The organism is Microcella indica, from assembly GCF_013414345.1.
In the GTDB taxonomy this organism is placed as follows: domain Bacteria; phylum Actinomycetota; class Actinomycetes; order Actinomycetales; family Microbacteriaceae; genus Microcella; species Microcella indica.
Map to the genome: position 1 here is coordinate 1,376,862 of NZ_CP058670.1, position 19,903 is coordinate 1,396,764.

20 protein-coding genes and 1 tRNA gene are annotated in these 19,903 nt (G+C 69.6%); 14 read left to right on the forward strand and 7 right to left on the reverse strand.

All coding sequences use genetic code 11. The features are described 5' to 3' along the window. Positions 1 to 41: 41 nt before the first annotated feature. A tRNA-Leu gene (locus tag HUJ41_RS06660) sits at positions 42 to 126 on the reverse strand. A gap of 92 nt (positions 127 to 218) precedes the next feature. Here HUJ41_RS06660 and HUJ41_RS06665 point away from each other — a divergent pair. Next, positions 219 to 1,544 (forward strand): M20/M25/M40 family metallo-hydrolase, encoded by a 1,326-nt coding sequence (locus HUJ41_RS06665; RefSeq protein ID WP_179871903.1) that lies wholly within the window; start codon positions 219 to 221, stop codon positions 1,542 to 1,544. Between the two features lie 46 nt (positions 1,545 to 1,590). Beyond that, positions 1,591 to 2,427: an undecaprenyl-diphosphate phosphatase gene (locus HUJ41_RS06670; RefSeq protein WP_179871904.1), complete on the forward strand. Its 837-nt coding sequence runs from the start codon at positions 1,591 to 1,593 to the stop codon at positions 2,425 to 2,427. 389 nt (positions 2,428 to 2,816) lie between these two features. On the opposite strand, the gene HUJ41_RS06675 is transcribed toward HUJ41_RS06670, so the two are convergent. Both HUJ41_RS06675 and HUJ41_RS06680 read right to left on the reverse strand, forming a co-directional pair. Further along, positions 2,817 to 4,373 carry an IS1182 family transposase gene (locus HUJ41_RS06675; protein WP_179871905.1) on the reverse strand — a complete coding sequence of 519 codons (1,557 nt, stop codon included), beginning with the start codon at positions 4,371 to 4,373 and terminating at the stop codon, positions 2,817 to 2,819. A 73-nt stretch (positions 4,374 to 4,446) separates the two neighbouring features. Then, on the reverse strand, positions 4,447 to 5,376 hold the full coding sequence (locus tag HUJ41_RS06680; RefSeq protein WP_179871906.1) for a proteasome assembly chaperone family protein: 930 nt from the start codon (positions 5,374 to 5,376) through the stop codon (positions 4,447 to 4,449). A 78-nt stretch (positions 5,377 to 5,454) separates the two neighbouring features. Here HUJ41_RS06680 and HUJ41_RS06685 point away from each other — a divergent pair, with 78 nt between their 5' ends. From HUJ41_RS06685 to HUJ41_RS06730, 10 genes are read left to right on the forward strand one after another with little or no spacing between them, the layout of a single operon-like run. Then, positions 5,455 to 6,144, forward strand: coding sequence for an HAD family hydrolase (locus HUJ41_RS06685; RefSeq protein ID WP_246299173.1), 690 nt, complete (start codon positions 5,455 to 5,457; stop codon positions 6,142 to 6,144). Beyond that, the gene (locus tag HUJ41_RS06690) at positions 6,141 to 7,130 is read left to right on the forward strand and encodes a tRNA (adenine-N1)-methyltransferase (RefSeq protein ID WP_179871907.1); all 990 of its coding nucleotides are present in this window, start codon (positions 6,141 to 6,143) and stop codon (positions 7,128 to 7,130) included. The genes HUJ41_RS06685 and HUJ41_RS06690 overlap by 4 nt, the downstream gene beginning before the upstream one ends. 35 nt (positions 7,131 to 7,165) lie before the next feature. Continuing rightward, a complete protein-coding gene (locus tag HUJ41_RS06695) occupies positions 7,166 to 8,143 on the forward strand; it encodes an FKBP-type peptidyl-prolyl cis-trans isomerase (protein WP_179871908.1) in 978 nt (325 codons plus the stop codon). Positions 8,144 to 8,166: 23 nt separating this feature from the next. Continuing rightward, complete coding sequence (locus HUJ41_RS06700; protein ID WP_246299175.1) at positions 8,167 to 9,144, forward strand: helix-turn-helix transcriptional regulator; 978 nt, start codon at positions 8,167 to 8,169, stop codon at positions 9,142 to 9,144. Then, a complete protein-coding gene (locus HUJ41_RS06705) occupies positions 9,137 to 10,114 on the forward strand; it encodes a helix-turn-helix transcriptional regulator (protein ID WP_179871909.1) in 978 nt (325 codons plus the stop codon). Before HUJ41_RS06700 ends, HUJ41_RS06705 begins: the two co-directional genes overlap by 8 nt. A 42-nt stretch (positions 10,115 to 10,156) precedes the next feature. After that, positions 10,157 to 10,396 (forward strand): twin-arginine translocase TatA/TatE family subunit, encoded by a 240-nt coding sequence (locus HUJ41_RS12860; protein ID WP_179871910.1) that lies wholly within the window; start codon positions 10,157 to 10,159, stop codon positions 10,394 to 10,396. A gap of 3 nt (positions 10,397 to 10,399) precedes the next feature. After that, positions 10,400 to 11,209: a twin-arginine translocase subunit TatC gene (gene tatC / locus HUJ41_RS06715; RefSeq protein ID WP_348531827.1), complete on the forward strand. Its 810-nt coding sequence runs from the start codon at positions 10,400 to 10,402 to the stop codon at positions 11,207 to 11,209. Continuing rightward, positions 11,199 to 13,667 carry a DEAD/DEAH box helicase gene (locus HUJ41_RS06720; protein WP_179871911.1) on the forward strand — a complete coding sequence of 823 codons (2,469 nt, stop codon included), beginning with the start codon at positions 11,199 to 11,201 and terminating at the stop codon, positions 13,665 to 13,667. The genes tatC and HUJ41_RS06720 overlap by 11 nt, the downstream gene beginning before the upstream one ends. Further along, positions 13,667 to 15,229 carry an apolipoprotein N-acyltransferase gene (gene lnt / locus HUJ41_RS06725; RefSeq protein ID WP_179871912.1) on the forward strand — a complete coding sequence of 521 codons (1,563 nt, stop codon included), beginning with the start codon at positions 13,667 to 13,669 and terminating at the stop codon, positions 15,227 to 15,229. Before HUJ41_RS06720 ends, lnt begins: the two co-directional genes overlap by 1 nt. Further along, on the forward strand, positions 15,226 to 15,963 hold the full coding sequence (locus HUJ41_RS06730; protein WP_179871913.1) for a polyprenol monophosphomannose synthase: 738 nt from the start codon (positions 15,226 to 15,228) through the stop codon (positions 15,961 to 15,963). The genes lnt and HUJ41_RS06730 overlap by 4 nt, the downstream gene beginning before the upstream one ends. Here HUJ41_RS06730 and HUJ41_RS06735 read toward each other — a convergent pair. The 4 genes from HUJ41_RS06735 to HUJ41_RS06750 form a co-directional block, all read right to left on the reverse strand. After that, positions 15,960 to 16,328, reverse strand: coding sequence for an RNA polymerase-binding protein RbpA (locus HUJ41_RS06735; protein ID WP_179871914.1), 369 nt, complete (start codon positions 16,326 to 16,328; stop codon positions 15,960 to 15,962). The two genes, HUJ41_RS06730 and HUJ41_RS06735, sit on opposite strands and share 4 nt — an antisense overlap. A 101-nt stretch (positions 16,329 to 16,429) precedes the next feature. Continuing rightward, a complete protein-coding gene (locus tag HUJ41_RS06740; RefSeq protein ID WP_179871915.1) occupies positions 16,430 to 17,191 on the reverse strand; it encodes a glycerophosphodiester phosphodiesterase family protein in 762 nt (253 codons plus the stop codon). A gap of 3 nt (positions 17,192 to 17,194) precedes the next feature. Beyond that, positions 17,195 to 18,112 carry an SPFH domain-containing protein gene (locus HUJ41_RS06745; protein WP_152582782.1) on the reverse strand — a complete coding sequence of 306 codons (918 nt, stop codon included), beginning with the start codon at positions 18,110 to 18,112 and terminating at the stop codon, positions 17,195 to 17,197. Next, the gene (locus tag HUJ41_RS06750) at positions 18,109 to 18,588 is read right to left on the reverse strand and encodes an NfeD family protein (RefSeq protein WP_246299178.1); all 480 of its coding nucleotides are present in this window, start codon (positions 18,586 to 18,588) and stop codon (positions 18,109 to 18,111) included. The genes HUJ41_RS06745 and HUJ41_RS06750 overlap by 4 nt, the downstream gene beginning before the upstream one ends. Positions 18,589 to 18,674: 86 nt before the next feature. Here HUJ41_RS06750 and HUJ41_RS06755 point away from each other — a divergent pair, with 86 nt between their 5' ends. Together HUJ41_RS06755 and HUJ41_RS06760 are read left to right on the forward strand one after the other, a co-directional pair. Beyond that, on the forward strand, positions 18,675 to 19,445 hold the full coding sequence (locus HUJ41_RS06755) for an SDR family oxidoreductase (RefSeq protein ID WP_179871916.1): 771 nt from the start codon (positions 18,675 to 18,677) through the stop codon (positions 19,443 to 19,445). Next, on the forward strand, positions 19,445 to 19,900 hold the full coding sequence (locus HUJ41_RS06760) for an NUDIX hydrolase (protein ID WP_179871917.1): 456 nt from the start codon (positions 19,445 to 19,447) through the stop codon (positions 19,898 to 19,900). The genes HUJ41_RS06755 and HUJ41_RS06760 overlap by 1 nt, the downstream gene beginning before the upstream one ends. Positions 19,901 to 19,903 lie beyond the last annotated feature (3 nt).

Genomic DNA, 19,903 nt, shown 5'->3' on the forward strand with positions numbered 1-19,903 from the left:
ACTGTCTCAACCAGTTCGTTGTTCACACACGGGGTGAACCGTGCGCGAGGGGGGACTTGAACCCCCACGCCCTATCCGGGCACTAGCACCTCAAGCTAGCGCGTCTGCCATTTCCGCCACCCGCGCTGGTCGTGATCGCGCCGCACGAGGCGGCTCGACCGAGGTATGACATTAGCACGGAATGGGCTCTCGCCAGCACGCCCGGTAGCGTGGTCAACATGGCCCTCGAGCAACTCGACGACACGGCGCGCATCGCCCGCGATCTGATTCGTTTCGACACGACGAACTACGGCGAGGGCCGCAGCAAGGGCGAGACCGAGGCAGCCGAGTACGTGGGCGCGATCCTCGAGGCCCTCGGGCTGCAGACGGAGTACATCGACTCCGCGACGGGGCGCACGAGCGTCATCACCCACGTCGAGGGGCGGTACGAGAACGACGTCGATACGCGACGCGGCGAGCGCCCGGGTCTCGTCGTCCACGGTCATCTCGATGTCGTGCCCGCCGACCCCGCGAACTGGTCGGTGGACCCCTTCGCCGGCGAGGTCCGCGACGGCATGCTGTGGGGGCGCGGGGCGGTCGACATGAAGGACATGGATGCCATGATCCTCACCGCGCTCGACGAGATCCTGAGCGGGGGCGGCCAGCCGAACCGTGATCTGACGATCGCCTTCTTCGCCGACGAGGAGAACGGCGGCGCGTACGGCTCCCACCACATCGTGCAGAACCGGCCCGAGCTCTTCGCGGGGGCGACGGAGGCCATCAGCGAGGTCGGCGGGTACTCCGTCGAGATCGGGGGCAAGCGCGCCTACCTGCTGCAGACCGGCGAGAAGGCTCTCGTGTGGATCAAGCTCATCAGTCGCGGCACGGCCGCGCACGGCTCGCGCGTGATCCACGACAACGCCGTGACGAAGCTCGCGGAGGCGGTCGTGACCCTCGGCCGGCGCGAGTGGCCTCTGCACCTCACGGCGACCACCGAGCTCCTCCTGAGCGAGCTCGGTCGCATCCTCGGTGTCGACGTCGAACAGCTGGGCCCCGACGAGGTCATGCTCCGCACCGGCACTGCGGCGGGGTTCCTCACCGCCACGGTGCGGACGACGAGCAACCCCACACTGCTGAGCGGGGGGTACAAGCACAATGTGATTCCCGACCGGGCCGAAGCACTCATCGACCTGCGCATGATGCCGGGCGAGGAGGATGCGATCCTCGCGGAGCTGCAGAAGCTCGTGGGAGACGAGATCGAGATCGAGGTCATGCATCGCGATCTGGGGCTCGAGAACCCTTTCTCCGGCCCGCTCGTCGACGCGATGGTCAGCACGCTCAACCGCCACGACCCCGAGGCCGAGGTGCTGCCGTACCTCATGAGCGGCGGCACCGACAACAAGGCGCTCAGCCTCCTCGGGATCGCCGGCTATGGGTTCGCGCCCTTGCGCTTGACGCCCGAGCTCGACTTTCCGGCCATGTTCCACGGGGTGGACGAACGCGTGCCGCTCGAGGCGCTGAGCTTCGGGCACCGCGCGCTCACCGACCTGCTCACGAACTACTGAGCCGCTCTCCGCTCACCAACCCCCTTCTCAGAACGGACGCCGCCGCGTGTCACTCCTCGAAGCGCTCATCCTGGGGCTCATCCAGGGCCTCACCGAGTTTCTCCCCATCTCCTCGAGCGCCCACCTGCGCATCGCGGGGGAGGTGCTGCCGAGTGCGACCGACCCCGGCGCCACGTTCACCGCGATCACCCAGATCGGCACCGAGGCCGCCGTGCTCGTCTATTTCTGGAAGGACATCACGCGCATCATCGGCGCGTGGTTCCGGCACGTCACGCGGCGCGGCCTTCCCGCGAGCGATCCAGACGTGCGCATGGGGTGGCTCATCATCATCGGAACCGTCCCAATCGTCATCATCGGGTTCCTCGCCCAGGAGTACATCCGCTCCGCCTTCCGCTCGCTGTGGCTCGTCGCGATCGTGCTCATCGTCTTCGGCATCCTGCTCGGCATCGCCGACTGGCTCGGCCGTCGCGACCGCGAGCTCACGCAGCTGACCTACCCGCACGGCCTCGCCTACGGGGCCGCACAGACGCTCGCGCTCATCCCGGGCGTCTCGCGCTCGGGCGCGACGACCTCGATGGGGCTCGCCCTCGGCTACACGCGACCCGCGGCCGCGCGCTACGCCTTCCTTCTCGCGGTGCCCGCGGTCTTCGGCAGCGGCTTCTACGAGCTGCTCACGGCGATCCGCGAGCCGGGCTCGAGCCCGTTCAGCTACGTCGAGATCGCGGCGGCCACGGTCGTCGCCTTCGGCGTGGGGCTCGCGGTCATCGCCGGCCTGATGGCCTACATCTCGAAGCGCTCGTTCCTGCCCTTCGTCATCTACCGGCTGCTGCTCGGCGGCACGCTGCTCGTGCTGCTCGCCACGGGAGTCATCGACCCGCTCTGACCGGGAGCTCGCCAACCGCGGCGGCCCGACTGCCGACTCCGCGAGCGCGCCCCCGAGCATCCCGTGCCCGTCTCCACAATTCAGGAGATGCCAGCTTCACATAGGGCCTCAGGATGCTCGACCGGCGTGTCGCGCAGGCGGCGAGCGCGCGACTCCTGAGTTGTGGAGACGCGGCTCGGCAGCCGCGCGGGCGGTGAGGTCGCCTAGGAGACTGCTGAACAAGGGGTCTTGACCGTGGTCGGCTGGGCCGTGTCGGTTCTCTGGGCGGGCGTCGGTGGCTCGGTTCTTGGTCTGCCGTGCCAATAGTTGTCTGCCCGGAAGGCGGCGTTGCGGCACTGTTGGCGGGGGTTCCGCCGAGCTGCGACCGTGATTGGGCGCACTGGCTGGCTCTATCCGAGCGCCCAGTTCCCGTTGTGGAAGGTGAGGCCGAGGTTGAGAAGTCGTTTGAGGTTGATTCCGGCGGCGCGGGTGACCCACCAGGCGTTGTTCTTCGCGACGCCACGGAACGGCACGCGTCTGGCGTCGCGGGTGAGCCACGCGATTGAGCGTTCGACCATTGGCCGGTGTTGCCGGTAATCGGCTTGGAAGCCAGGATCCGCGGCTCGGGCCCGGTGTTCGCGTTTGATCCGGTCATGCGCAGTCACGGTCATCTTCCGTCCTCGCGCCGCCGTGGTGCATCGAAGCTTCAACGGACAGGAGGAGCAGACGCTGCCGAAGGTCACTGTTCCCTTGGCGGCGATCGGTCGGGTGACTCCGGCCGGGCAGGTCATCGTTCCCGCGGTGTCATCGACGGTGAAGTCATCGATGGTGAACCCGTCAGGAACCGCCCGGGCCAGCGGCATCGGCTTGATAATCGCGGTGTGACCGGCGGTTCCGATCTGGTCGAGCAGCTCACCGCTGCCGTAGGCCGAATCGGCCAGCACGTCGACCGGTTCCTCGCCGATGCTGGTATCGGCGGTGAGCAGCTCCGCCCCGCGGGCCGCGTCGCTGTTCGCCGCCCCGGACGCCTTCGTGAGGGCGGCAGCGGTGACCAGACCGGTGTCCGGCTCGATCACAACGTGGGCTTTGAAGCCGTCCTGCTTCTTCTCCCGCGACTTGTGCGCATGCCGGGTGTCCGGATCAACGGTTGAGATCATCCGCTCCGGGGCGACCTTCCGGGCGATCCGCCACCGCCCATCGGTGCCATCGGAATCCTCCGCCGGCTCAACGTCCTGCCCTGCGACCAGTGCCAGCAACGCCACCGTTTCCTGCTGCTTCTCGCTCAGTTCGACACCGTCGAGCTCCGCCAGCAGCGTCAACGCGTCGTTCACCAACGCTGAGACGAGCAGATCGCGGGCGGCCGGGTCATCCCAGGCAATGTCCGGCTTCCCAGGCGTGGAGTAGTCATGCCCGGGCAGGCCCGCGATGAGCTCCGCCGTTGCGGGGACCTCCCGCCCGACTCGGCGGATCTGCGCGATCAGCTGGGTCACCGTGTCCTGCCGGGCAACCGCATCGTCGAGGATCGTGGAATCGATCGCCCGTCGCCGTCGACCGGTCAACGCCCCCGACTGAGCGATGACCTCGGCCACGGCATCGAAGATGCGATGCGGCCGCTCACTGCCAGCCAGACGGCGCCGCCAATACGTCAACACCGACGGGTGGAACGCTGTCTGGGCCACCGCGAACCCACAGGCCGCTTTCCAGCGCAGATCAAACGTGACCGCCTCCGCAGTCTCCCGATCGGAGAGGTTATGAATCGTCTGCAACACCAACACCGACGCGATCACATCCGCCGGGATCGAGGGACGACCCCGCCCGGACGGGAACAGATCCGCGAACGCGTCATCCGGGAACAGTTGCCTCCGGTGAGCGGCCAGGAACGCGAACACCGACCCCCGCGGGAGCAAATGACCCGCCCAGGACTGAACATCCAACAGTTGACGCTGACCATCGTCACTACCCTGCATGAACCAAGTCTTAACCCGCAGCCCGGACCAGTCCGCAGGCGCGCCTTAAACCCCCGAATTGTTCAGCGGTCTCCTAGACGGGGTTCTCGCCCGCGACTCCGCCGGCCGGCGGGTCGTCGCGGCGGCGCCGCAGGTAGCGCTCGAACTCCTGCGCGATCGCCTCGCCGCTCGCCTCGGGAGCCTCGACGGCGTCTCGTGCCGTCTCGAGCTGCGAGATGTAGGCGGTCATCTCGTCGTCCTCGCCCGCGAGAGTGTCGATGCCCTCCTCCCACGCGCGGGACTCGTCGAGCAGGTCGCCGCGCGGGATGACGACGTCGACGAGCTCCTCGAGCCGGTCGAGAAGAGCGAGGGTCGCCTTGGGGGAGGGCGCGTTGTGCACGTAGTGCGGCACCGAGGCCCACAGCGACACGGTGGGGATGCCCGCCTCCTCGGCCGCCGACGCGATGACGCTCAGGATGCCGACCGGCCCCTCGTAGGTCGAGCGCTCGAGGCCGAGCTCGTCGCGCACGTCGGGGTTCTCGCTCGAGGCGTGCACAGCGATCGGTCGAGTGTGCGGCACGTCGGCAAGCAGCGCGCCGAGCAGGATGATGCCCGTGATGTCGACGGCGAGCGCTTGGTCGATCGTCTCCGTCGCGAAGGTCTTCCACCCGCGGGAGGGCTCGGTGCCCAGCAGCAGGTAGATGTTCTCGTGATTGTCGCCGCTCACGTCGAGAGGCGAGTCGGTGCTGGGACGCTCGCGCGGCATCCCGTCATCGCCCACGGGCCCGAAGAGCGTCACGCTCGGCCACTGCAGGCGCCGATTGCCCTCCTCGTCGAGCTCGATCATGGGGCGGTTGAGCTGGAAGTCGTAGTAGTCCTCGGGGTCGATGTCGGCGATGGGCACGACATCGAGCACGTCCTTGAGCGAGCGCACGGCCCCGCTCGCCGCCTCGCCCGCATCGTTCCAGCCCTCGAAGGCGACGACCAGCAGTCGGCCGCCGCGGAACAGATCGCTCGTCGTCACTCGCTCACTCTCGTCGCCGGATCCCCGAACCTCACCGGGGCGTCGCCCCAGGATAGAACGCAACTAGACTTGCCCGTCGTGACCACTCCGATCCGCCCCTCCGCCGTGCTCTGGGACATGGACGGCACGATCGTCGACACCGAGCCGTATTGGATGCGCGCCGAGGTCGACCTCGTGACCTCCCACGGCGGCGTCTGGACCGAGGCGGACGGCATGCAGCTCGTCGGCTCCGGGCTCGTGCAGTCCGCGCGCATCCTGCAGCAGGCCGGCGTCGATCTTCCCGTCGAGTCGATCATCGACGCGCTCACCGACCGCGTCCTGGCGCAGATCGAGAAGGAGGTGCCCTGGCGCCCCGGGGCCCGCGAGCTCATCGAGCACCTGCGCGACGCGGGCATCCCGATCGCGCTCGTGACCATGTCGATCCGGCGGATGGCGCTCCAGGTGGCTGCGGCGATCGGCGACGACGTGTTCGACATCGTCGTCGCGGGCGACGACGTGGCGAACCCCAAGCCGCACCCCGAGCCGTACCTGCGCGCCGCCGAGCTGCTCGGCGTCGACATCGCCGACTGCGTCGCGCTCGAGGATTCGCAGTTCGGCCTCGTCTCGGCCGTCTCCTCCGGGGCCGCGACGATCGGCATCCCATTGCACTTGACGCTCCACGAGGGCCCCACGCACGAGCTGTGGCCGAGCCTCGCCGGCCGCAGCGTCGACGACCTCTCCGCCGCGCTCGCGCGGCATCAGCACCGGGCGACGGGAGTCGAGTCGTGACGCTGCGTCGCCAGAGCGGCCCCTTCGTCGAGGGTGACCAGGTGCAGCTCACCGACCCAAAGGGCCGCCTCAACACGATCACGCTCATCCCCGGCCAGGTGTTCCACAGCCACCGCGGCACGGTCGCGCACGACGACCTCATCGGCCTGCCCGATGGCAGCGTCATCGAGAACTCGAGCGGCATCTCCTACCTCGCGCTGCGCCCGCTACTCACCGACTTCGTGATGTCGATGCCGCGCGGCGCCGCGATTATCTATCCGAAGGATGCCGCGCAGATCCTCGGGCACGCCGACATCTTCCCCGGCGCCCGCATCGTCGAGGCGGGGGTCGGCTCCGGCGCTCTCTCGATGTGGCTGCTGCGCGCGATCGGCGACCATGGCGAGCTGCTGTCGTTCGAGCGTCGCGAGGAGTTCGCGCAGATCGCCCGCGGCAATGTGAGCGCCTACTTCGGCGCGGAGCCCGAGAACTGGTCGATCACGCTCGGTGATCTCACGGATGCTCTGCCGGAGCGCGTCGAGGCAGGCAGCGTCGACCGCGTCGTGCTCGACATGCTCGCGCCGTGGGAGTGCCTCGAGGCGGTCGCGCATGCGCTCACGCCCGGGGGAGTGGTGCTGTGCTACATCGCGACCGCGACCCAGCTCTCGCGCGTCGCCGAGGCGATCCGCAACACGGCATCGTTCACCGAGCCGGTATCGAGCGAGACGATGGTGCGCGGCTGGCATGTGGACGGGCTCTCGGTGCGTCCCGACCACCGCATGGTCGCTCACACGGGATTCCTCATCACGGCGCGCCGGCTGGCCGACGGCACCGAGCGCTTCATCAAGGCCAAGCGCGGTTCGAAGACGGAGTTCACCGACGAGGACGTCGAACTGTGGACCCCGGGAGCGGTCGGCGACCGTACCGCGAGCGACAAGAAGCTGCGGAAGGCCGCCCGTGAGGCGCAGTCCCTCGCCGAGCGGTCGGCGCGACGCCAGCCGATAGAGTGACCTGCGACGCTGCTCGCCCGATCGAAAGAGGTTCCGTGCGCTCCCTGGCACCCGCGCTCATCCTGACCACCGCACTGGTCGGCTCGCTCGCCGCGTGCTCCACGCCGGTCGATGCGGAGTCCTGCACGCCGCTCGTCCCCTCCGGCGAGCCCGCTTCCTACGTGCAGGCCTCGGGCGCCATCGGCACGCCTCCCGAGGTGACCTTCCCCACTCCGCTGCGGGCCGAGAGCGCGCAGCAGGCGGTCATCGAGAGCGGCGACGAGGGGGGCGCGATCGCGGGCCCCGGCCAGGTCGTCGACTTCCAGGTGAGCCTCTTCAACGGCGCCGATGGCGAGCTCATCACGCAGACCTCCTACGACCCGGACGCCGCGCCCGTGCGGCGCACCGCGGGTGCCGACACCGACATCCTCGCGAGCGTCGTGCAGTGCGCGGCGGTCGGCTCGCGCATCGCCGCGACCGGCACGATCGCCGACGTTTTCGGCGAGGGCCAGCTCGACGCGGGACTGGGTCTCGCCGACGACGATGCCGTCGTCATGGTCATCGACGTCGAGGCCGCCTACCTCGGCAAGGCCACCGGTATTCCGCAGCTGGGCAGCCAGGGTGTTCCCGCGGTCGTGACGACGCCCGAGGGCGTGCCGGGCATCACCATCCCCAACGAGGACGCCCCGACCGACCTCGTCGTGCACACTCTCCTGCTCGGCCAGGGCGCCGAGGTCGCGGAGGGCGATGCGGTCGTGCTCCACTACACGGGTGTTCTGTGGAACACGGAGCGTGTGTTCGACTCCAGCTGGGAGCGCGAAGTGCCGTCGACCTTCACGGCGGCGAGCTTCGAGGACGACCCCACGGGCGTCGTGCCGGGCCTCGCCGACGGCCTCATCGGCCAGACGGTCGGGTCGCAGGTCATCGTCGTCATTCCGCCCGAGCTGGGCTATCCCGCCGGGCAGGCGCCCGCGAGCGTGCCCGAGGGCTCGACGATGGTGTTCGTCGTCGACATCCTCGGCCTCGAAGGCTGACCGCCGGAAGCGCCGGAGTTCTCGTGGCCCGCACGATTCCCGTCGAGGAGCGCCTCTTCAGCCTCGTGCTGGCGCTTCTCGCGACCGAGCACGGCCTCACGAAGCACGAGATCCTCTCCACCGTCACGGGATACGCGGCCCGCTACGCGACCGACCGCGATCGCGGCAGTCTCGAGCGGCAGTTCGAGCGCGACAAGGAGGAGCTGCGCGACCTCGGCGTGCCGCTGGAGACCTTCGATGCGCAGGGCGCGGAGAACGACACGAAGTTCCAGCGGTACCGCATCCCTGCCGACCGCTACCAGCTGCCCGAGGAGGTGCGCTTCACGCCGGACCAGTACGCGCTCCTCGGTCTCGCCGCGCAGGTCTGGCGCGAGGGCTCCCTCTCGCAGGACTCGCGTCGAGCGCTGACGAAGCTGCGCTCGCTCGGGCTCGCGCTCGACGACGCCATCATCGGCATGGCGCCGACGATCCGCACCCGGGACTCCGCGCACGAGCCGCTCACTCTCGCGATCGACCGCGGCCAGCAGGTCACCTTCCGGTACCTCAAGCCGGGTCGCACGTCACCGGAGCTGCGCCGCGTCTCGCCGCTCGCCCTCGTGCATCACGAGGGCCGCTGGCACCTGCAGGCCCACGATGATGCCGCGGATGCTCCGCGCACGTTCCTGCTGCGCCGCATCGTCGGCCAGGTCGCGGTCGCGGGCAGCGCCACACACCGCCCTGCGCCCGACGAACCGGCTCGAGCCCTCGCCGAGCTGCGCGAGATCTGGCAGAGCACGGTCGCGGTCGTGCGGCCCCGCCCCGGCAGCGAGGCCGACGTCGTGCTGCGCAACCGCGCGGAGACGCGCACGGTAGACGGCGGGCTCGAGATTCATACGACCGACCTCGACATCCTCGCCGACGAGCTCACCGCTTTCGGCGCCGACGTCGTGGTCGTCGATCCGGCGTCGTTGCACGATGCGGTAGACGCGCGCTGGCACGCGATCATGGAGCGTCATGGCTAAGCGCGCTCCCGCCCCGAAGGCGGGCGACAAGCTCACCTTCCTCCTCGCTCTCGTGCCGTACCTCATCGACCAGGTGCGCGTGAGCGTCGATGAGGCCGCCACGCACTTCGGCGTGTCGCCGCAGCGCGTGCGCGACGCGGTCGCGCTCATCACGACGAGCGGCCTGCCGGGCGACGACGGCGCATACTCGCACGCCGACCTCTTCGACATCGACTGGACGGCCTACGAAGAGCGCGACCTCATCACGATCATCCGCGCACCCGTCGACGAGATTCCGCGCCTCTCGTCTCGGGAGGCTGCTGCGCTCCTCGCCGGCCTGCAGGTGCTGGCGGCGAGCCCGAGCTTCGCGGCACGCACCGACGCCGTCGAGCTCATGGAGCTGCTGGGCAGGGGCGCCTCCGAGTCCGTCGCGCCCGTCGCCGTCGCCCCGTCCGCGCCCGATGACCTGCGCGCGCTGCTCACGCGAGCCCTCCACGATCAGCTCCGCGTGCGGCTCGACTACGTGTCCACGCGCGGGGAGCGGCAGTCGCGCGAGGTCGATCCGATCCGCCTCGACGGGCTCGACGACGTCTGGTACCTGCGGGGGTGGTGCCTCCTGCGCGACTCCGAGCGCACCTTCCGGCTCGACCGCATCGCGGGGGCCGAGCTGCTGGGCCCCGCCGCCGAGCACGAGGCCGTGAGCGTCGACCCCGAGCAGCTGTTCCGTCCGGCGCCCGACGATCAGCGCGTCACCCTGCGCCTGCCGGTCTCGGCGCTACCGCTCGTCACCGACTACCGCGGCCCCGATGATGAGCTGAGCGTCGACTCCGAGAGCGGCACCGCGACTCTCACCCTCATGGTCAGCCACGACGGCGTGCTCGGGCGACTCGTGAGCTGCGCTCCCGGCGCGATCGAGATCGTCGCCCCGCCCGAAGCGCGCGCAGCGGTCGCGGCGTGGGCGCGCACGGCTCTCGCCGAGGAAAGCGTCTAGACTCGACGCACACTGCTTCTCGAGCTCAAAGGATCAGAGCACATGCCGGCAAATCTCGGAGGCTGGACAGGCCTCATCCTCCTTCTCGTGGTCATCCTCCTCTTCGCCGCGCCCAAGCTTCCCCAGCTCGCCCGCAGCCTCGGCCAGTCGATGACGATCTTCAAGAAGGAGATCAAGAACAAGGACGGGGATGCTCCCGCCGACGCGAGCGGCGAGGCGAGCTCCACGAAGCAGGAGTCGACGGGCTCCAGCGAGGGTTCCGACTCCTCCAGCTCGAAGTAGGCCGTGGCAGACCGCCCGCCGCGGTCCCGGAATCCCGAGGGCCGCATGTCCCTCGGCCAGCACCTCGTCGAGTTGCGCAAGCGACTCACGCGCGCCGGTGCGGCGATCCTGGTCGCCGCGGTCGGCGGCTGGTTCCTCGTCGACATCGTCTGGGCCGAGCTCAGCCGACCCGTGCTCGAGTTCGCCGAGCGCGCCGACCGCGAGGCCGCGATCAGCTACACCACGGTGACCGAGGCGTTCGACACCCGACTGCTCATCACTCTCACGCTCGGCGTCGTGATCGCCTCGCCCATCTGGCTGTATCAGCTGTGGGCCTTCATCGTGCCCGCTCTGCATCAGCGCGAGAAGCGCTACGCGATCGGATTCCTCGGCGCGGCCGTGCCGCTCTTCCTCGCGGGCTGCGCTACGGGCTGGCTCATCCTGCCCAACATCGTGAGCCTTCTAACCGGCTTCGCTCCCGATGACACGACGACGCTGCTCACGGCGCGGTTCTACCTCGACTTCTCGCTCAAGCTCATCATCGCGATCGGTATCGGCTTCGTGCTGCCCGTCGTGCTCGTCATGCTCAACTTCGCGCGGGTGCTCACCGCGGCGTCGATCCTCAAGAGCTGGCGCTGGGCGATCATCGCGATCGCGCTGTTCACGGCTCTCGCCACTCCTGCCGCTGACGTGCTGTCGATGTTCCTCCTCGCGATCCCCATGGTGGGCCTGTACTTCCTCGCCGCGGCGATCGCGACCTTCCACGACCGTCGACTCGCCAAGCGAGAGGCGGCCATGAACGCGAGCTACGGCATCCCCACCGATGCCGAGTAGCGGCGTGCCGGCGGCAGAACCCACGCCGGCCGAACGATTCGCGGCAGCGCGCACCCTGCGCGGGCTTCCCCGACTGCGCGCCTTCCGCGACGGTCTGGCGATCGACCTCGACCCGTTCCAGCTTGCCGCGTGCCAGGCGCTCGAGGAAGGTCGCAGCGTGCTCGTCGCCGCCCCCACGGGTGCGGGCAAGACGATCGTCGCCGAGTTCGGCGTGTTCCTCGCGATGTTCGAGCCGAAGGCGAAGATCTTCTACACGGCGCCCATGAAGGCGCTCAGCAACCAGAAGTACACGGAGCTCGTCGCCGAGTACGGAGCGAGCGAGGTAGGGCTGCTCACGGGCGACACGAACATCAACGCGAGCGCGCGCGTCGTCGTCATGACGACCGAGGTGCTGCGCAACATGCTCTACGCCGATTCGCCGCTCCTGACCGATCTGGCCTACGTCGTCATGGACGAGGTGCACTACCTCGCCGACCGGTTCCGCGGGGCCGTGTGGGAGGAAGTGATCATCCACCTGCCGCTCGCAGTGCGGCTCATCTCCCTGAGCGCGACAGTCTCCAACGCCGAGGAGTTCGGTGACTGGCTGCAGGCCGTGCGCGGCGACACCGACGTCATCGTGAGCGAGACCCGCCCCGTACCGCTCACGCAGCACGTGCTCGTGCGGTCGAAGCTGCTCGACCTCTTCGACTCGTCGGGGCAGGCGGCCACGAACCGCGTCAACCCGGAACTCGTGCAGCTCGCGCGCGCCGGCGGGGCGAAGGTGCACCGCGGTCGCGGCCACCACCCGAAGCGGTGGGAGAAGCGCTCGGGGCGCTCCGGCGGCTTCGGCGGCGATGAAGGCCGCATGGATCGTGCCGCGATCGCCGGGATGCTCGGAGCCAGGAACCTGCTGCCCGCGATCTTCTTCATCTTCAGTCGGGCGGGGTGCGACGCCGCCGTCCGCCAGCTCGTGCGCTCGGGTCTTCGCCTCACCGACCAGGCGGAGCGCGACGAGATCCGCGCGATCGTCGAAGAGCGCTGCCGCACGCTGCGCGACGATGACCTCGCGGTGCTCGGCTACTGGGAGTGGCTCGACGGGCTGCAACGCGGCGTCGCCGCCCACCATGCCGGTCTTCTGCCGGCCTTCAAGGAGGTCGTCGAGGAGCTCTTCCAGAAGAAGCTGCTGCGCGTGGTCTTCGCGACGGAGACGCTCGCCCTGGGCATCAACATGCCCGCACGTACTGTCGTGCTCGAGAAGCTCGAGAAGTTCAACGGCGAGGCGCGCGTTCCCATCACGCCGGGGGAGTACACCCAGCTCACCGGCCGGGCAGGCAGGCGCGGCATCGACACGGAGGGTCACGCGGTCATCCAATGGACGGGCGGCCTCGACCCGCAGGCGGTCGCCTCGCTCGCCTCGCGACGCACCTATCCGCTCAACTCGAGCTTCCGGCCGACCTACAACATGGCGGTCAACCTCATCGAGCAGTTCGGCCGCGACCGCGCCCGCACCATTCTCGAGAGCAGCTTCGCGCAATTCCAGGCCGACCGCGCCGTCGTCGACCTCGCGCGCACGGTGCGCAAGCAGCAGGAGTCTCTGCAGGGCTACGCGACGGCCATGGAGTGCCACCTCGGCGATTTCGCGGAGTACTCCGCCCTGCGACGCGAGCTCAGCGACCTCGAGAAGGGCTCGACGGGCCCGGGGAAGGGCGCCTCGCAAGCAGACCGCGTACGCCGTCAGAAGCAGATGGAGGGCGTGCGCAAGCGCATGCGCACGCACCCCTGCCATGGCTGCGCCGATCGCGAGGCGCACTCCCGGTGGGCGGAGCGCTGGTGGCGGCTCAAGCGCGAGAACGACAAGCTCGGCCGCCAGATCTCGGGCCGCACGGGTGCCGTCGCCGCGGTCTTCGACCGCGTCACGGTCGTGCTCGAGAAGCTCGGCTACCTCACGAAGGACGAGCACGGGCGCACTGCCCTCACCGTCCATGGCCGCTCGCTGCGCCGCATCTACGGGGAGCGCGACCTGCTCGTCGCCGAGTGCCTGCGTCGCGGGCACTGGAAGGATCTCGACCCCGCCTCCCTCGCCGCGATGGCGAGTGCAATCATCTTCGAGGCCCGTCGGGATGACGGCCAGGCACCCGAGTACAACCTGCCGCGGGGCGCCTTCCGCCCCGCTCTCGAGCGCACCCAGGAGCTGTGGGCGCGACTCGACGACCTCGAGCGCGACCACCGGCTGCCCGGGTCGATCCCGCTCGCCACGACCCTCGCCCTCCCGATGCAGCGCTGGGCGCAGGGCGCGAGCCTCGACGTCGTGCTGCGCGACGCCGACATGGCCGCGGGCGACTTCGTGCGCTGGACCAAGCAGACCATCGACCTGCTCGACCAGATCTCGATCGTCGCCGACGGCGCCGTCGGGCGCACCGCGCGGTCGGCCCTCGACGCGATCCGCCGCGGCATCGTCGCCTACAGCTCGGTCGCCTGATGACTCACGGCACGAACGCTCCCGCTCCGCGCGCTTCGTCGTGGTCGCTCCCCGCCGCGCCCCGGCTGCCGCTCGCCCTCGCGATGGGCGCGCTGGGTGGCTGGATGACCGACCTCGGGTTCCCCGACGGCGCGGCCTGGCCGCTCACGATCGTCGGGGTCGCGCTCGTGCTCGCGAGCCTGCGCGGTCGCAGCGTCGGCGGGGCGCTCCTCGTCGGCGCGGTGAGCGGCTTCGCCTTCTACGGCACCCTCATCGAGTGGCTCACGATCTACCTCGGCGTCGTGCCGTGGCTCGCCCTCACCCTCGCGCAGGTGTTCTTCACCTCGCTCGGCGCTGTCATCATCACCCTGGCCTGGCGCTGGGTTCCGCGAGCCTGGCCGGGCACGGCCGGGCGCCTCCTGCTGACCCCGGTCATCGTGGCGGGGGCCTGGACGCTCCGGGAGGCCGTCTCGAGCACGTTCCCGTTCGGCGGCTTCGCGTGGGGCCGTCTCGCGCACAGTCAGGCCGAGGGTCCGCTCGGGCACTGGGCCGCGTGGATCGGCTTCTCCGGCCTCACCTGGCTGCTCGCCACGCTCGCGGCGCTGCTCGTCGTCGTGGCGATCGAGTCGCGCGAGGGGGTGCTGCGGCGCAGCATCCTCGTCGTCGGTGTCACGGCGACCGCCCTCGTGTGGCCCGCGTTCCCCGTGGCCGTCACGGGCACGACGACCGTCGCCGCGGTGCAGGGCAACTCCGATGCGGGGCTGTTCGCCGGGCGCGAGCCCGGCGACATCCTGCAGGACCACTACGACGCGACCGTGCCGCTCTTCGATACCGGGCTCGATCTCGACATGGTCGTCTGGCCCGAGAACGCCTCCGACCTCGACCCCCTGCGCAGCGAGCTCTCTGCCGCGGTGCTCGACCAGGTGAGCGATCGCCTCGACGCTCCCGTCGTCGTCGGCACGATCACGGTCGACGGTGACGAGACGTTCAACAGCGCGCTGCTGTGGCGCGACGGCGAGGGCGCTCTCGATCAGTACGACAAGGTGCGGCCCGTGCCCTTCGCCGAGTATCTGCCGGCGCGCGAGTTCTTCTACCCGCTCGCGCCCGACCTGTTCGACCTCGTGCCGCGCGACTATGCCTTCGGCCAGAGAGACACCGTGTTCGACATCGACGGAGTGATGGCGGGCATCGCGATCTGCTTCGACATCGTGGACGACGATCTCGTGCAGCGCATGGTCGACGAGGGCGCCCAGGTGCTGCTCGCGCCGACCAACAACGCCGACTTCGGGCGCACCGACCAGAGCGTGCAGCAGCTCGGCATCGCGCGCTTGCGCGCCATCGAGCAGGGCCGCAGCCTCGTCAACGCATCGACCGTCGGAGCGAGCGCGATCGTGGCTCCCGACGGCTCGACCATCGACGCCCTGCCGCTGTTCGAGAAGGGCACGATGGTCGCCGAGGTGCCGCTGAGCGACACCATCACGCCGGCGCACGCGCTCGGACGCACGATCGAGTGGTTCGCGATCCTGCTCACGCTCGCGAGCATCGCGATCGCCGGCGTCAGCGCACGACGGGAGCCCGCATGAGGGGCACCCTCGTCGTCGTGCCGACGTACAACGAGGCCGCGAGCATCCGCAGCCTCGTCGGCCGCGTGCGCGACGCCGTGCCCGACGCCGATGTGCTCGTCGTCGACGACGCCTCACCTGACGGCACGGGGGCGATCGCGGACGAGCTGGCCGCCGTCGACAGCCGCATCGTGGTGCTGCATCGCTCGGCCAAGAGCGGGCTCGGCTCGGCGTACCTGGCCGGGTTCGCACGGGCGCGCGAGGGCGGCTACCGGTACGTCGTCGAGATCGACGCCGACGGCTCGCACGATCCGCTCGAGCTGCCGGGAATGCTCGCGCTGGCCGAAGCGGAGCAGCTCGACCTCGTGATCGGCTCCCGGTGGGTGCCGGGCGGCTCGGTCGTCAACTGGCCGTGGTCGCGACGGTTCATCTCCCGCACGGGCAACCGGTACGCGCGCGCCATGCTCGGTTCGGGCATCCGCGACATCACCGCGGGCTTCCGGGTCTACCGGCTGAGCGCTCTCGACGGCCTGGACCGCGCCGTGGTCTCCTCCCAGGGCTACTGCTTCCAGGTAGAGCTCGCGTGGCGCGTCGAGCGAGCCGGCGGGCGCGTGCGCGAGCTGCCGATCCAGTTCGTGGAGCGCGTGAGCGGTCGATCCAAAATGGGTCCGGGAATCGTCGCCGAGGCCCTCTGGCGGGTCACCGTCTGGGGTGTCGCGACGCGTCTCGGCCGGTCACCCCTCGCCGACGCCTAAGCGCCCTTGCGCGCCGCGCCTCCGCGACGCTCGCGCAGCAGAGCGAGTCGATCTTCGAGAAGCTCTTCGAGCTCGTCGCGCGTGCGACGCTCGAGCAGCATGTCCCAGTGCGTGCGGGCGGCCTTGATCTCGCTCTCGACGAGGTCGACCGGGGTGCCGTCGGGGGAGAGCTGCACGCCTTCCTTGCCCGACTTCGGGGACTGCCAGCGGTCGGGCAGCTCGGCATCGGAGGCGAAGATCACGTCGAAGGTCTCGCCGTCGGCGGTACGGAACTGCACGCGCTGACGAGACGCGAATTCCACGCCTTCCTCCGTCTGCATGCTCTGGGAGCCGAGTCGCATGCCTCGCAGGGTTCGATCTGCCATCGCGCACCTCCATCAGTCAACGGGAAATCCATGTATAGGTATAGACCCCTGAGGGGGTGCACGCCCAGTGAACAGGGGCTTTCCCAGAGACTTGCCAGCGCTTACGGACGTGAGCGAACCACATCCATCGCGAGGTCCGCACGATCGGTCACGATGCCGTCGACCCCGAGGTCGAGGAGGCGGTGCATGGAGTCGACGTCGTTGATCGTCCACACGTGCACCTCGACGCCGGCTGCGTGGTACTGGCGCAGCCGACCAGGGGTGACCGTGTTCATGCCGAGCGCGCGCTCGGGAATCTGCACCGCCTGGATGCCGCGCAGGAGGCGCCGCACCGCGGGTCCGCCGCGTACGGAGGCGGCGAGCAGCGCGCCCGCGAAGAGGGGCCCCGACGCGCTCGTGGCGACACCGGGCAGCCGGGCGATCGCCGCGCGCCGACGCCGCTCGCTGAACGAGGTGAGCAGCACGCGCTTCTCTGCCCGCAGCGAGGTGATCGACTCCACAGCCGAGGGCACCGCCGCGGCGTCCTTGAGGTCGATGTTGACGCGCGCGTCGGGAAAGGCATCGAGGGCTTCGGCGAGGGTGGGCATGTGCTGCCCCTCGCCGAGGTCGAGCGCTGCCAGCTCTGCGACGGTCAGATCGCTGACCTTCTCGGGCCGACCTATCACGCGCGACAGGTCGGGGTCGTGCGCGACCATCGCAACCCCGTCCGCGCTCGCGTGCACGTCGGTCTCGAGGTACTCCACACCGAGGGCCAGCGCGTGCGCGAAGGCGAGCAGGGTGTTCTCCGGCGCCTCCACCGCGAGCCCCCGGTGCGCGAGCACGCGGGGGCCGTCGGGGGAGAAGTAGTGGTCGTCCGGCGACACCGCTCAGGCCTTGGGCGGAGTGCCGCCGGGGCCGAAGAAGCCCTGACCGATGCCCTTGAGCGCCTCGGTGAGCTCGCTCGGGATGATCCACATCTTGTTCGAGTCGCCCTCGGCGAGCTTCGGCAGCGTCTGCAGGTACTCGTAGGCGAGCAGCTTGCTGTCCGGGTTGCCGGCGTGGATGGCGCCGAAGACGATCTTGATCGCCTCCGCCTCCGCCTCCGCACGCAGAACCTGCGCCTTGGCGTCACCTTCCGCATTGAGGATCGCCGACTGCCGCGCGCCCTCCGCCTCGAGGATCTGCGACTGCTTGGTGCCCTCCGCGGTGAGGATGACTGCGCGGCGGTCGCGCTCGGCGCGCATCTGCTTCTCCATCGAGTCCTGGATGCTCACGGGCGGATCGATGGCCTTGAGCTCGACGCGGTTGACGCGCAGGCCCCATTTGCCCGTCGCTTCGTCGAGCACGACGCGCAGCTGGCCGTTGATGTTGTCGCGGCTCGTGAGCGCCTCCTCGAGGTTGAGGCCACCCACGACGTTGCGCAGTGTCGTGACGGTCAACTGCTCGACTCCGGCGAGGTAGTTCGCGATCTCGTAGGTCGCGGCACGAGCATCCGTCACCTGGAAGTAGATGACGGTGTCGATCGAGACCACGAGGTTGTCCTCGGTGATGACCGGCTGCGGGGGGAAGGAGACGACCTGCTCGCGCATGTCGACGAGAGGCCGCATGCGGTCAATGAACGGCACGAGGAGGTTGAGGCCCGGCTGGAGCGTCTTGTGGTAGCGGCCGAGGCGCTCCACGACGCCCGCGTAGGCCTGCGGCACGATGCGGATGGCGCGAATGAGGACGACCACGACGAAGATGCCGAGGACGACGAGGAGAGCGATCACGAAGATCTGCCCGAGGAACTCCGAGGGAGCGATCACGAGGGGTCATTCCTTTCTTCCGGAGCGACCTCCACGGTCGCTCCATCGACACGGGTGACGACGACGCGGTCGCCTTCCCCGAGACTGAGGTGGTCGGTCAGGTCGGCGGCGAGGCGCGCCGTCCAGGTCTCGCCGTTGGCGAGCTTGACCTGGCCGCCGGTGTCGGTCACGGGGAGCAGCACGCGAGCACGCATCCCGTAGAGCGCATCGACATTGCTCTTGGCCGGATCCGAGCCCTTGCGCAGCGTTTGCAGCAGCAGGGGTCTGATGGTGAAGAGGAGCAGCGCGGAGAGGATCGCGGCCGCCCCCACCTGCACCCACCACTCGGCACCGATGAGGTTGAGGCCGAGGCCCCCCAGGAGCGAACCCGCCGCGATCATGAGGAAGGTGAACTCGAGTGTGACGACCTCGATGATGACGCAGATGATCACGAAGACGAGCCAGATGATCCAGAGATACTGCGTCAGATCGATCACGATGCCCTCCTCCCCGGCGTGCGGCTCACGCTATCACCGGGAGGTGACCGTTGATCGGGTGCCACGAGCCGGTAGGGTCGAGAACCGTGAACAGCCCTCTGCAGCCCGGCCAGCTCGCCGGCACGACCACCCTTGTCACCGGCTCCTCGCGCGGCATCGGCGCCGACACGGCACGCTACTTCGCGGCCGCCGGCGCGAATGTCGTCATCAACTACCGCTCGAAGGCGCCGCGCGCCGACAAGCTCGTCGCCGAGCTCGAAGCAGCGGGCACCGAGGCGATCGCGATCGGTGCCGACCTCACCGACCCCGCGTCGGTCGAGTCGATGATGGAGACGATCCGCTCCCGCTTCGGCACCCTCGAGATCCTCGTGCTCAACGCCTCCGGCGGCATGGAGTCGGGCATGGGCGAGGACTACGCGCTACGCCTCAACCGCGATGCGCAAGTGAACGTGCTCACCGCAGCGCTCCCGCTCCTGGGGGAGGGCTCGCGCGTCGTCTTCGTGACGAGCCACCAGGCTCACTTCATCCGCACGACGCCGACGATGCCGGAGTACGAGGCCGTCGCCCTCTCCAAGCGTGCGGGAGAGGATGCTCTGCGGGAGCACATCGGCACGCTCGCCGACCGCGGCATCGGGTTCACGGTCGTCTCGGGCGACATGATCGAGGGCACCATCACGGCGACCCTGCTCGAGCGGGCGGCCCCCGGCGCGATCGACGCGCGCAAGGAGGCCGCTGGCCGCCTCTACAACGTCAGCGAGTTCGCCGCCGAGGTCGCGCTCGCGGCGGTCGAGCCCGTACCGGAGGACAACACGAAGCTCGTCGGCGACGTCAGCTTCTTCACCGCAGCGGAGCAGTAGTGGCGGCGGCGGGCCTGCGCCGGACATCCCGAATTCTGCTCATCGACGCCGACGGCGCCGCCCTGCTGTTCTTCACGGCCGCGCCGGACTCGAGCCGCTTCTCGCGCTGGATCACGCCCGGCGGGGGAGTGGACCCGGGGGAGGACCACGCGCGGGCCGCCGTGCGCGAGCTGTTCGAGGAGACGGGGCTCGTCGTCGACGCGGTCGGCGAGCCGGTCTGGAGCCTCGACTTCGACGTCGCGTGGGACGAGGCCGATCACGATCGCGGCCATGCCGAGTATTACGTGGTGCGGTGCGAGCGCTTCACGCCGGCGTCGACGAACTGGACGGCGGAGGAGCACGTCGACGTGACGGCGCACCGGTGGTTCACGGCCGACGAACTCGAGGCCGCGGGAGAGCCGTTCGAGCCCGCCGAGCTGCCCGCCCTCCTGCGCCGCTTCGCCTCGACGGTCTGAAAG